9 protein-coding genes are annotated in these 11,922 nt (G+C 72.9%); 2 read left to right on the forward strand and 7 right to left on the reverse strand.

The genetic code is table 11. The annotated features are described in order from the left end of the window. The first annotated feature begins 36 nt into the window (after nucleotides 1-36). A complete protein-coding gene (locus ABZW11_RS43160) occupies nucleotides 37-2,031 on the forward strand; it encodes a glycosyltransferase family 2 protein (protein WP_355431284.1) in 1,995 nt (664 codons plus the stop codon). On the opposite strand, the gene ABZW11_RS43165 is transcribed toward ABZW11_RS43160, so the two are convergent. The 5 genes from ABZW11_RS43165 to ABZW11_RS43185 all read right to left on the reverse strand — a co-directional run bounded on the left by ABZW11_RS43165 (nucleotide 2,021) and on the right by ABZW11_RS43185 (nucleotide 8,131). Continuing rightward, nucleotides 2,021-3,166 carry a tannase/feruloyl esterase family alpha/beta hydrolase gene (locus ABZW11_RS43165; RefSeq protein ID WP_355431287.1) on the reverse strand — a complete coding sequence of 382 codons (1,146 nt, stop codon included), beginning with the start codon at nucleotides 3,164-3,166 and terminating at the stop codon, nucleotides 2,021-2,023. The genes ABZW11_RS43160 and ABZW11_RS43165 overlap by 11 nt on opposite strands. After that, nucleotides 3,167-4,165 carry an alpha/beta hydrolase gene (locus tag ABZW11_RS43170; protein ID WP_355431290.1) on the reverse strand — a complete coding sequence of 333 codons (999 nt, stop codon included), beginning with the start codon at nucleotides 4,163-4,165 and terminating at the stop codon, nucleotides 3,167-3,169. Continuing rightward, nucleotides 4,162-5,436 carry an MFS transporter gene (locus tag ABZW11_RS43175; protein WP_355431293.1) on the reverse strand — a complete coding sequence of 425 codons (1,275 nt, stop codon included), beginning with the start codon at nucleotides 5,434-5,436 and terminating at the stop codon, nucleotides 4,162-4,164. The genes ABZW11_RS43170 and ABZW11_RS43175 overlap by 4 nt, the downstream gene beginning before the upstream one ends. Before the next feature lie 62 nt (nucleotides 5,437-5,498). Continuing rightward, on the reverse strand, nucleotides 5,499-7,379 hold the full coding sequence (locus tag ABZW11_RS43180; protein ID WP_355431296.1) for a helix-turn-helix domain-containing protein: 1,881 nt from the start codon (nucleotides 7,377-7,379) through the stop codon (nucleotides 5,499-5,501). Then, on the reverse strand, nucleotides 7,379-8,131 hold the full coding sequence (locus tag ABZW11_RS43185; RefSeq protein ID WP_355431299.1) for a 3-hydroxybutyrate dehydrogenase: 753 nt from the start codon (nucleotides 8,129-8,131) through the stop codon (nucleotides 7,379-7,381). Before ABZW11_RS43185 ends, ABZW11_RS43180 begins: the two co-directional genes overlap by 1 nt. Before the next feature lie 242 nt (nucleotides 8,132-8,373). Between ABZW11_RS43185 and trpD the strand changes: the two genes are divergently transcribed. Next, nucleotides 8,374-9,441: an anthranilate phosphoribosyltransferase gene (gene trpD, locus ABZW11_RS43190; protein WP_355431302.1), complete on the forward strand. Its 1,068-nt coding sequence runs from the start codon at nucleotides 8,374-8,376 to the stop codon at nucleotides 9,439-9,441. 3 nt (nucleotides 9,442-9,444) lie between these two features. Here trpD and ABZW11_RS43195 read toward each other — a convergent pair whose 3' ends face one another. Together ABZW11_RS43195 and ABZW11_RS43200 are read right to left on the reverse strand one after the other, a co-directional pair. Beyond that, complete coding sequence (locus ABZW11_RS43195; protein ID WP_355431305.1) at nucleotides 9,445-10,830, reverse strand: class II fumarate hydratase; 1,386 nt, start codon at nucleotides 10,828-10,830, stop codon at nucleotides 9,445-9,447. 87 nt (nucleotides 10,831-10,917) lie between these two features. Beyond that, nucleotides 10,918-11,202 carry a hypothetical protein gene (locus tag ABZW11_RS43200; protein WP_355431307.1) on the reverse strand — a complete coding sequence of 95 codons (285 nt, stop codon included), beginning with the start codon at nucleotides 11,200-11,202 and terminating at the stop codon, nucleotides 10,918-10,920. Nucleotides 11,203-11,922: the final 720 nt, after the last annotated feature.

An 11,922-nucleotide genomic window follows, 5' to 3' on the forward strand; every position in this document is an offset into this window, starting at 1 on the left:
GCGCCTCATCCTGTATACGGGCGCACGCTGGGCCGCATGGGTGTGAAGGTCAGTGTGATCGTCGATGTCCACAATCCGGGTGACACCGCCGATGCGTGCATCCGCTCCGCGCTGGAGCAGACGATGCCCGCGGACGAATACGAAGTGATCTTCGTGGACGACGGGTCCACGGACGGGATCGCCGAGCGCCTCGACGCCATCGCCGCGATCAGGCAGAACGCTCGCGCGCTCCACCTGCCGCACACGGGCTCGCCCATGCGCGGACGCAACGTGGGCCTCGCCGCGGCCGCCGGCGACTACGTCTTCTTCCTCGGCCAGCACGACCGCCTGGAGCGGGACGCCCTGGCCCGCATGTACGAGCGCGCCGTGGAGAGCGACGCCGACGTGCTGGTGGGCCGCCTGGTACGCGACTGGGGCCCGCCGATGACCGCCTTCGAGCGCAGCACCTCGCGGGGGGACATCCTGCGCGACCGGCTGCTGACCGTGCTGACGCCGCAGCAGCTCTACCGGCGCGCGTTCCTGGAGGAGCACGAGCTGGGCTTCCCTGTGCCGGGCAGCCGCATGGGCGAGCAGGCGTTCGTGACGCGGGCGTACCTGCACGCCAAGGTCATCGCGGTGCTGGCCGAGCACGTCTGCTGCCACCTGGGGGAGCGGCCGCGCACCGAGGAGGACCCCAGGGCCATCGTCAAGGAGCTGCACCGGCTGCTCGACGACGTGGACATGTACCTCGGGGAGGGCCGCCAGCGCGACCGCGTCTACGCGCACTGGTTCCGCCAGGCGGTGCTGCGCCCGCTGGTCACCAGCAAGTTCGCGGACTCCTCGGTCGATCGGGGCGCGCACTTCAGGGTCGCCCAGGAGCTGACCGGGCGCCGCTTTCCCGAGCGGCTCGACCGCCACCTGCCGGTGCAGCTGCGCGTGGTGGCCGCGTATGTGCGCGCGGGCCGCCTCGACCAGATCGTGCTCATGGCGAACGCCACCAGGAAGGCGGGCCTGCGCGCCGACCTCACCGAAGTGCGCTGGGACGCCCACGTCCTGGTGCTCGGCCTGAGCGTCGAGGTGGTGACCGGCGACGGAACGCCCGACCGCTACCGGGTGGACGGCGACCGCCTGCACTGGATCCCGCCGCGCGCGCTCGACACCAAGAGGCTGCCCGACGACATCACCGACATCACCGAGGCCGTCGAGCGGGCCCGCGTCGAGCTGTACGTCCGCCACACCGAGACCGGGCTCGTGCACTTCCTGCCGCTGACCCAGGAGGTCGAGCGGATCGAGGACGGCCGCCGCAGGATGCGGGTGCGCATCAAGGGGGAGACCCGGCTGGACGTCACCCAGGCGGCCCTGGGCGAGCCGCTGCGGCCAGGACAGTGGGAGGTGCACGTCCGCATGTTCTCCGGCGCCAACCAGGCGAGGAGCCGCGTCAGCCGCCCCGAGGGGCCGCTCAACTGCCTGGGCGTGCTGGCCCAGCGGCCCAGGATGCGGCTGGTGGTGCCGTGCTGGAGCGACCAGGGCGAGCTGGGCCTGGCCGTCGAGCCGCGCTCGTTCTCCGAGTCGATCGCGCTGGTCTCGCCGGGCGTGGAGGTCAAGCACATCGGCGGGCACGCGTACGTGGTGCTGCCGGTGCCGTACGTGCCGCCGAGCGGCGGGCCGCCCCTGGAGCTGGTGATGCGCGGCACGGGCAAGCGGGCCCGCGAGGTGTGCGCGCCCGCCCTGGTCGAGGCCGGGGTGCCGGGCAGGATCGCGGGCCAGCTCGTCGCCAAGGTGCCGGTCAAGCGGCTGCTGCCGGGCGTCGAGCACCTCGGGCCAGGCGCCTGGATGTGCTCGCTGCGCTCGTCCGACGAGGAGGTCGGGCTGCGCTTCGCGCTGGAGATGCGCCGCGGCAGGATCGAGGCCAGGCCGGCCGCCGCCGCGGACCCCGAGCACTCGCCCATGGGCCGCGACACGGCGCTGCACCGGCTCGGCAGGAGGCTGCCCGGCGCGCGGCACATCGTGCGCCTGGCGCGCGCGGGCGGCCATCGCTACCTCAAGGACTGACCCAGCGTTCCAGCTCGCCGAAGGCGTTCCTGAAGGCGGGCAGGATGGGCTTGAGCCGGTCGGGGTAGACGTCGACGAGGCTGTCGAGGTGGTTGCCGCCCTCGATGCGGTGATAGCGGAAGGGGCGGTGCGGGCCGACCATCTTCGCGTAGACGTCGGAGTCGCGCGTGATGGGCAGCAGCGTGTCCAGCGTGCCGTGCAGCGTGATCAGCGGCTTGGTGATGCGGCCGGTCAGCCCGATCCTCGCCATGGCCGCGTACGGGCGGCGCGCGTCGTAGTCGTAGTCGGCCGGCGCGCCCGTGTACGCCGGGTCCAGCTCCTTCTGGTAGAGCTCCTGGGTCAGCTCCCAGTAGTGGTCCCGGTGGAACGGCCACAGGAACTCCGACCCGGCCGCGAACCCGGCCGCCCGCACCCCCTGCTCATCCGGATACGCCTTGAGCGCCCGCGGCAGGAAGTTCAGCAGGTTGTCGCCCTTGACCCGCCAGAGCGTGCCCTCCCAGTCGATGCCGCCGTCGTAGAGCCACCCGCGGTTCTCCAGCTGCCACCTGACGAGGTAGCCGCCGTTGGAGATGCCCGCCGCGAACGTGCGCTTGGCCGACCGGCCGTAGTGCCGCTTGACCACGGCCTTGGCGGCCACCGTGAGCTGGGTGAGCCGGTCGTTCCACTCGGCGACGGCGTCGCCTGGGCGGCGGCCGTCGAGGTGGAAGTCCACGCCCACGTTGCCCTTGTCGGTGGCGGCGAACGCGTAGCCCTTCGACAGCACCCAGTCGGAGATCGTGTAGTCGTTGGCGTACTGCTCCCTGTTGCCCGGCGTGCCGCTGACCACGAGAGCGCCGTTCCACTTCTTCGGCAGCCTGATGACGAACTGGGAGTCGTGGTTCCAGCCGTGGGTGGCGTTGCCGGTGGAGGTGTCGGGGAAGTAGCCGTCGATCTGCGTGCCCGGCACGCCGGTGGGGTTGACGGTGGCGGCCGAGTGCAGGCCCGCCCAGTCGGCGGGGTCGGTGTGGCCGCTCGCGACCGTGCCCGCCGTGGTCAGGTCGGCGAGCACGGCGACCTCGACGTGGTCCGCGCCCGGCACGGTGAGTTTCGGCACCGGGGTGAGCAGGCTCGCGACGAGCGTGAGCGCGACGAACATCTACGCCTCCCCGAGGTGCTCGGCCAGCAGGCGGCGGAACTCCTCAGGACGTTCGATGTGCGGGCTGTGGCCGCAGTCGTCCAGCACCACCTCGCGGTGGTCGCCGTAGCGCTCCAGCACCGCCCGCATCTGCGTCACCATGGGCTGCGCCGGCGTGCCGGGCGAGCCGGGCACCGCGCCGATCGCGCCCAGGTGGGCGAGGTCCAGCAGCGAGGTGTCGGAGACGATCACGTCGTCGGCGCCCCTGAGCCACAGGATCGGCGGCTTCGGGTCGATCTCGTGCAGGTCGTCCAGGCGGAAGTGGACGGGGGAGATGGCGTTCAGCACGCCGGTCTTGCCCGGCGCCACGCCCGGCCAGGCGTCGGAGGCGACCGCGTCGCCCGGGTAGTGCGACTCGCCGACCCGGGTGGTCAGCATCGAGCGCAGGTAGAAGTCCTCGTCGGGGACCGGGTTCTTGACGTACGTGGTCCTGAAGACGTTGCGCGGCGACGTCGGCGACTCCTCCGACAGGTCGCCCGCCTTGAGCCTGGCCACGAAGTCGGGGTTGGCCGCGCCCGCGCCGGAGCCGGTGCCGTCCTGGTGCGTCAGGCGGCCCTCAGCGCCCTCCGTGCCGCCCCAGCCGTACGGGGAGACCGGGTTGACCAGCGTGACGCTCCCGGCCAGGGCCGGCCGGTCGCGCAGGAGCTGCAGCACCACGCCGCCGCCCAGGCTCCAGCCGACCAGGTGCACCCCGCCGAGGTCGAGCGCCTCGATCAGCTCGATCAGGTCGTCGGAGTAGTCGCGCAGGCCCCTGGTGGCGTCCACCGGCGCGGGGTCGCTGTCGCCGAAGCCGCGCAGGTCCACCGCGAGCGGCCGGAAGCCCTCGGGCAGCGCCGGCAGCGTGTCGCGCCAGAATGCCGAGGAGGAGACGTTGCCGTGCACGAACAGCACCGGCGTGCCGGTGTCCCTGCCCTCGACGGTCATGACGTGCTGGGTGAGTCTGGATGTGGTGACCTTCATCGCGTGGTGGTCCTTTCCGCGAGGTCGCTGCCCCGAGTTTCGCGCGCCGCGTACACGGCGGCCAGCGTGAGCACCGCCGCGAGCGCGAGGTAGATGGAGATCGGCACGCTGCTGGTGTACTCGCGCAGCAGGGCCACCGCGATGATCGGGGCGAGGGCGCCCGCCACGATGGCCGACAGCTGCGCGCCGATCGAGACGCCGGTGTAGCGGGTCCTGGTGCCGAACAGCTCGGAGAAGAAGGCGGCCTGCGGGCCGTACATCATGCCGTGGAAGAGCAGGCCGACGGTGACCGCCAGCGTGATCGCGAAGAAGTCGCCGGTGCCGACCAGCGGGAAGAACGCGAAGATCCACACGCCGATCCCCGCCGCGCCGGCGAGGTAGATCGGGCGGCGGCCCACCCGGTCCGACAGCGCGCCCCACATCGGGATCGTCACGAAGTGGATGGCCGAAGAGACGAGCACCGCGTTCAGCACGGTCGAGTTGTCGATGCCGCTCTGCGTGGCGTACGTGATGACGAAGACGGTCAGCAGGTAGAAGGAGATGTTCTCGGCCAGCCGGGCGCCGATCGCCACCACCACGTCCTTGCTGTGATGGCGCAGCACCCCGACGATGGGCGCGCGCGGCTCGGGCGGCGCCGCCTGGAACACCGGCGACTCGGTGATCGTCAGCCGGATCCACAGGCCGATCAGCACCAGCACCCCCGACAGCAGGAACGGCACCCGCCACCCCCACGACAGGAACGCCTCGTCCGGCTGCCAGGCGGCCAGGGCCGCCAGCACGCCGGTGGCCAGCAGGTTGCCGCCCGGCGCGCCCGCCTGCGGCCAGGAGGCCCAGAAGCCGCGCCGCGCCGTGTCGCCGTGCTCGGAGACGATCAGCACCGCGCCGCCCCACTCGCCGCCGAGCGCGAAGCCCTGCACCAGCCGCAGCGCCGTCAGCACCAGCGCGGCGGCCGGCCCGAGCGTCTCGTACGTCGGCAGGCAGCCGATCAGGAACGTCGCCGTGCCCATCATCAGCAGGCTGACGACCAGCAGCGTCTTGCGGCCGATCCGGTCGCCGAAGTGGCCGAAGACCAGACCGCCGAGTGGCCGGGCGACGAAGCCGACCGCGTAGGTGAGGAACGACAGCAGCGTGCCGGTCAGCGGGTCGGAGTCGGGGAAGAAGAGCTTGTTGAACACCAGGGCGGCTGCCGAGCCGTACAGGAAGAAGTCGTACCACTCGATGGTGGTGCCGATCAGGCTCGCGGCGACGATCTTCTTGATGGAAGTGGCCATGCCGGTCACCGTAGGGTGTGACGGGAGTCACTCATATGGTGCGAGAGCCCACAGTCTTCCGCTCAGCTGTGTGGGTCGTCGGTGCGGCCCAGCCGGTGCAGGCGCAGCGCGAGCTGGATCTCCAGGGCCCGCTCAGGGTCCGTCCAGCCGTCGCCGAGCAGCTTGGCGACGCGGTCGAGCCGCTGCGTGACGGTGTTGACGTGGATGTGCAGCGCCTCGGCCGTCCGCGACGGCGAGCCGCCCGTCCCGAAGTACGCGGTCAGCGTGTCGGCCAGCGCGGTGCCCCGTCGCGCGTCGTAGTCGATGAGCGGGCCGAGCACCCGCGTGACGAAGCCGCGTACGTCGCGGCCGTCGCCCATGAGCAGCCCCACGAAGCCCAGCTCGACCGCGCCCGCCCCGTCGCCCGCCCGGCCGAGCGCGATCAGCGCGTCCGCGCACCTGCGCGCCTCCTGGTAGGCCGCCGCGACCTCGTGCGCGCCGGCCTGCTGTCGTGAGTCCGTCCACGAGCCGCCCACCCGGGCCGCGCCAGCCGTCGCCGGGCTGTGCAGCGAGGCCGTCAGCTCCGCCGCCACCCGCCTGGCCACGCCGCCCGCGTCGTCGCCGGGCAGCAGCAGCACCACCTCGTCGCCGCGACCCGCGGCCAGCCCGTGGCGTACGGCGGCCTGCGAGGACGCCCAGAACGCGGCACGCTCGCGCTGACCCCCGTGCTTGACCACCACCACGACGTGTGGCGCGCCCAGGTCCATGCCCAGCCTGCGGGCACGGTCGGACAGGCCGGGCGACTCCGGCCGGGAGATCAGGTCGTCGAGCAGCTCGCCCCTGACCCGGCCCTCGGCCTCCGCCACGCTCCTGCGGAACAGCAGCAGCAGCGCGCACACCAGCGCCGCCCGCTCCAGAATCCGCTCGTCGGCGTCGTCGCTGCGCAGGATCAGCGTGCACAGCGGCTCGCCGCCGACGTCCACGGAGGCGATGAGCAGGTCGCCCCTGCGCACGGTACGCCCCAGCGCCCGCGACGCCTGCGCCGCCTCGAACACCCCCGCGTCCAGCTCGCCCACGTCACCGCTGATCGCCCTGCCCAGGTCGTCGAGCACCGCCAGCGACCCGCCCAGCACGTCGGTCACCACGGCCGCGACGTCCTCGATGCCGCCGCCGCGCAGCACCAGCGAGGTCATCCTGTCGTGCGCCAGCGCGGCCCGCTCGACCGCCTCGCCGTGCTCCCTGGCCGTCCTGTGTGCCTGGGACAGCTCCTCCAGCGCGTTCCTGGTCTCCTGCAGCAGCCTGGCGTTGTCGATCGCGACCGCGGCGTGCGCCGCCAGGCTCGCCAGCAGCGACACCTCCTCCTGGTGGAACGGCCGCGCGCTGCGGTTGGCCGCCATCAGCACGCCGATCACCCGCTGGCCGAGCCGCAGCGGCACGCCCAGGATCGCGACCAGGCCCTCCTCGGTGACCGCCTCGTCGATGTGCTCCTTGTGCCGGAAGCGGGCGTCGGCGAAGTAGTCGGCCGTCGCGTACGGCGTCGCCGTCTGCGCCACCAGCCCGCCCAGCCCGTGCCCCATCGCCAGCCGCAGCGCACGGAACTTCGCCGAGATCGACCCGTCGGTGACCCGCATGTACGTGTCGCCGCGTTCGGGGTCGTGCAGCGTCATGTACGCGATGTCGGTCGCCAGCAGCTGCCTGGCCCGGTGCACGATGGCCTCCAGCACCGCGTCGAGGTCGCGCAGGGCGGCGAGGTCGCCGGCGGTGTCGTACAGGGCCGACAGCTCCGCCTCGCGCCGCGCCCGCCGCTTGAGCAGGTCGCGCACCTTCAGCGCCTCGACCTTGGCCTGCTCCAGCTCCTCGATCGCCGCCGGGTCCGCGCCCGCCGCCCGCGCCTGGATGATCGGCCCCTCGAACTCGACCGCCGACGCCTCCCTGGCCAGCAGCTCGAGAAACCGCCTGACCACTACCGCGCCGTCCAGCCGCCGTCCACGGGCAGCGACACGCCCGTGATGAACGACCCGGCCGGACCGCACAGGTAGGCGACCATGTCGGCCACCTCCTCCGGCTCGATCAGCCGCTTGATCGCGGCCGGCGCGAGCATGATGTCCGTCACGACCTGCTCGGGGTCGATGCCGTGCACCCGCGCCTGGTCGGCGATCTGCGCCTGGACCAGGCCGGTCCGCACGTAGGCGGGGCAGACGCACACCGAGGTCACCCCATGGGGCGCCCCTTCGAGCGCCACCACCTTGGAGAACCCCTCCAGCGCGTGCTTGGCCGTCGTATAAGCGGACTTGTACGGCGAGGCCCGCAGCCCGTGCACCGACGAGATGTGCACGAACCGGCCCCAGCCCCTGGCGTACATGCCGGGCAGCACCTTCTGCGCGATGAGGAACGGCGCCTCCACCATGACTTTGAGCATCGTGGCGAACACCTCGGGCGGGAACTCCTCGATCGGCGCCACGTGCTGGAAGCCCGCGTTGTTCACCACGATGTCCACCGGCTCGCCGGGCAGCGCCGCCACGAAGCCGGGATCGCTCAGATCGGCCACCACGGCCGTGCCGCCCACCTCGCCCGCCACCTTCTCGGCGGACTCGGCCCGCACGTCCACGACCAGCACCCTGGCCCCCGCCGCGGCCAGACGCCGGGCGCAGGCCGCCCCGATGCCGCCGCCGGCGCCCGTAACCAGCGCCGTCCGCCCCGTCAGCTCCTTCGCCATACCTCGCACCCTAGGCGCTCGACCCCCGCGGGCAGCATGGGGCCGAGCGACATAGATGCGCGGCGTCCTATGTGGATCAGTGGCATCTGCTATGTTGGAGGGCATGATCGCGTATTTGTCCCAGTGGTGGTCCGCCTCTTAGGCGGTCCTCCCGGCGCGATACGCACACGGCCGCCTCGACGAGGCGGCCGTCACCGTGTGGTGGGTGTCCCCCCGTCGAGCACAGACGAGAAGGGGAACCCATGACCTCCACCTGGCCGCAGCTTCTCACCACGCTGCTCGACGGCGTGTCGCTCACCTCCCGCCAGGCCGCGTTGGCGATGGACCAGATCATGTCAGGGCGCGCCACCGACGCCCAGATCGCCGCGTTCGCCGTCGCGCTGCGCGCCAAGGGCGAGAGCGTCGCCGAGGTGTCGGGCCTGGCCGACGGCATGCTGGCCAGGTCGGCGGCCATCCGGGTGCCCGGCGACCCCGTCGACCTGGTCGGCACCGGCGGCGACCGCGCGGGCACCGTGAACATCTCCACCATGGCCGCCGTCGTGGCCGCCGCCGCGGGCGCCAAGGTGGTCAAGCACGGCGGACGCGCAGCCTCCTCCATGGCCGGCTCCGCCGACGTGCTGGAGGCGCTGGGCGTGGTCGTCGACCTGCCGCCCGCCGCCGTCGTACGGGTGGTGGAGGAGACCGGCATCACGTTCTGCTTCGCGCCCGCCTTCAACCCGGCGCTCAAACGCACCTCGGCGCCCCGCCGCGAGCTGGGCGTGCCGACCGTCTTCAACTTCCTGGCCCCGCTCACCAACCCCGCGCTGCCGCCCGCCCAGGCCGTCGGCGTCTATCATCCGTCGATGGCGCCCGTGATCGCGGGCGTGCTGGCCGAGCGCGGCTGCTCCGCGCTCGTCTTCAGGGGCGACGACGGGCTGGACGAGCTGACCATCTGCGGCCCCTCCACGATCTGGCTGGTACGCCGCGGCGCGGTCACCCGCACGACCTTCGACCCGCTCGACCTGTCCATCACCCGGGCGCGTCCCGACGACCTGCGCGGCGGCGACGCCCGGCACAACGCCGAGGTCGCCCGCGCGGTGCTCGCCGGCGAGCCGGGGCCCGTGCGCGACGTCGTCCTGCTGAACGCCGCCGCCGCGCTGGTGGCCGCCGACGGCACGCCGCCCGCCGCCGAGCTGACGCCCGCGCTGGCCGCCGCCGTCAAGCGGGCCGCCGACGCGGTCGACTCCGGCGCGGCGCTGTCGCTGCTCACTCGCTGGGCGCACGCCACCCAGGAGGCCGCCGCCCGGCTGCGGCCCGTCAGCTCCGGTTGAGCGTCACGGCCTGGTCATCGACAGGACGTCGAGGGCCGCGTCGAGCTGCTCCTCGGTCAGCGTGCCGGCGGCGACGTGGCCGCGCTCGATGACGACCTCCTTGATCGTCTTGCGCTCCGCCAGGGCCTGCTTGGCGATCTTCGCGGCCTCCTCGTAGCCGACGTAGCGGTTCAGCGGGGTCACGATGGACGGGGACGACTCGGCGTACTCGCGGAGCCTGTCCACGTTCGCCGTGATCCCGGCGACGCAGCGGTCGGCGAGCAGCCGCGACACGTTCGCCAGCAGCTTGATCGACTCCAGGATGTTGCGCGCGATCACCGGCAGCTGGACGTTCAGCTCGAAGGTGCCCGACGCGCCCGCGAACGTGATCGCCGCGTCGTTGCCGATCACCTGGGCCGCGACCATCGCCGTGGCCTCGGGGATCACCGGGTTGACCTTGCCCGGCATGATCGAGGAGCCGGGCTGCAGGTCGGGCAGGTTGATCTCGCCCAGCCCGGCCCGCGGCCCCGAGCCCATCCAGCGCAGGTCGTTGGCGATCTTGGTGAGTGACACCGCCACCACCTTGAGCTGTCCCGACAGCTCCACGATCGAGTCCTGCGCGCCCTGCGCCTCGAAGTGGTCGCGCGCCTCCAGGAACGGGATGCCCGTCGCCTCACGCAGCTTCGCGATCGCCCGCTGCGCGAACCCCTGTGGCGTGTTGATGCCCGTGCCCACCGCCGTGCCGCCCAGCGGCAGCTCCAGGACGTGCTCCAGCGCCGCCGTCACCCGCACCACCGCGTGCTCCAGCTGCGTGGCGTACCCGCCGAACTCCTGGCCCAGCGTCACCGGCGTGGCGTCCATGAGGTGCGTACGGCCCGACTTCACCACCCCGTCGAACTCCACCGCCTTCTCCCTCAGCGCCTCCGCCAGATGGCGCAGCGAGGGCAGCAGGTGGTACGTCACCTCCGTGGCCGCCGCCACGTGGATCGACGTCGGGAACACGTCGTTGGACGACTGCGAGGCGTTCACGTGGTCGTTCGCGTGCACCGGGCGGCCCAGCCGCTCCTCGGCCAGCATCGCGATCACCTCGTTGGCGTTCATGTTGGACGAGGTGCCCGAGCCGGTCTGGAAGACGTCGATCGGGAACTGGGCGTCGTGCTCGTTCTCCGCCACATCCGCCGCGGCCTGGGCGATGGCCTCCGCCATGTCCTTCTCGATCACGCCCAGCTCGCCGTTGACCTCCGCTGCCACCGCCTTGACCAGGCCGAGCGCCGCGATGTGGGACGGCTCCAGCGTCCGCCCCGAGATCGGGAAGTTCTCCACCGCCCGCTGCGTCTGCGCCCGCCACTTGGCGCCGGACGGCACGCGCACCTCACCCATGGAGTCATGTTCGATCCTGAACTCACTCATGCCGTCCAGTCTTACCCACCCAGTGCCTCTCCCCCCGAACCCCACCGGCGTTTCCCCTCCGAGCAGGCGTGGGTGCTCTGGGGTGGGTCAGCTGGAGAAGAGGGCCACGATGAGGACGGCGATCACCACGGCGGCCGCGGCGGCCACCGCCATCAGGACCAGCATGCCGTTGCGGTTGCCGGCCGGTTGCTTCTCCTCAGGGCCGGCGATCGCGAACAGGTCCGTGCCGAGGCCGTGGCTCTCGCTGATGCCCTGCTGCGGCCCGACCGGCTGCGGCTGGCCCGGCTGCCGGCCCGGCTGGGGCGGGGGCACCGGGTAGACCTGCTGGCCTGGTGGGTTCTTGGGCGGAGTCGGGATGCGGGTGGTGACCACCGCGCTCTCGTCACCACCCTGGGGTGGCCGGCCGCCCGCGCCCTGGTCAGGCGCCGACGGGAAGGGGCCCTTGGGACGCGAGATGCTGACCGTCCGCTCGGGGTCGTAGTCGTCCCCTCCGCCCGCACCTCCACGCGGCCCACCCTGAGGCGCGCCGGGGCCACCCTGGGCGAACCCGTGCGGCCCGGTGGGAGCCTGAGCGCCGCCCTGGGCGGTCCCCTGCGGTCCCGTGGGTGCCTGACGGCCGCTCCGGGCGGTCGCGTGCGGTCCGGTGGGAGCTTGAGGGCCGCTCTGGGCACCGCCGCGCGGCCCGCCTTGAGGGCCGCCTTGGGGGCCGCCTTGGGGGCCGCCTTGGGGACCGCCTTGGGGGCCTCCTTGGGAGCCTCCGTGCGGGCCGTTGCCCGGCGCGCTTCCGTAGGGCCCGCTGCCCGTACCGCCCGGCGTGTTCCCCTGCGGGCCGTTTCCCGGCCGGCCCGGTGCCGTCCCGGGAGCGCCGCCCGGGGCGGGGGAGGCGAAAGCCTGCTGCCGGCCCGGTGGGGGATAGCTGGGCGGGGTGACCTGAGGCACGGTCGGCGAGTTCGAACCCCGCGCGCCGCCCTGCGGCCCTGAAGCAGCATGCGGGCCCGTGGCACCCCGAGACCCGGGAGCACCCTGCGGGCCCGTGGCGCTGTGGGGGCCTGACGCCGGGTGCGCACCCGACGCGGGGCCACGTCCGCCGGC

It is taken from the genome of Nonomuraea sp. NPDC004580, assembly GCF_040609855.1.
Lineage (GTDB): Bacteria > Actinomycetota > Actinomycetes > Streptosporangiales > Streptosporangiaceae > Nonomuraea > Nonomuraea salmonea.

Bases quoted from the DNA above. Each gene is read 5' to 3' on its own strand.
- ABZW11_RS43160 (WP_355431284.1), top strand. From the start codon at position 37: ATGGGTGTGAAGGTCAGTGTGATCGTCGATGTCCACAATCCGGGTGAC.
- ABZW11_RS43165 (WP_355431287.1), bottom strand. From the start codon at position 3,166: ATGTTCGTCGCGCTCACGCTCGTCGCGAGCCTGCTCACCCCGGTGCCG.
- ABZW11_RS43170 (WP_355431290.1), bottom strand. From the start codon at position 4,165: ATGAAGGTCACCACATCCAGACTCACCCAGCACGTCATGACCGTCGAG.
- ABZW11_RS43175 (WP_355431293.1), bottom strand. From the start codon at position 5,436: ATGGCCACTTCCATCAAGAAGATCGTCGCCGCGAGCCTGATCGGCACC.
- ABZW11_RS43185 (WP_355431299.1), bottom strand. From the start codon at position 8,131: ATGGCGAAGGAGCTGACGGGGCGGACGGCGCTGGTTACGGGCGCCGGC.
- trpD (WP_355431302.1), top strand. From the start codon at position 8,374: ATGACCTCCACCTGGCCGCAGCTTCTCACCACGCTGCTCGACGGCGTG.
- ABZW11_RS43195 (WP_355431305.1), bottom strand. From the start codon at position 10,830: ATGAGTGAGTTCAGGATCGAACATGACTCCATGGGTGAGGTGCGCGTG.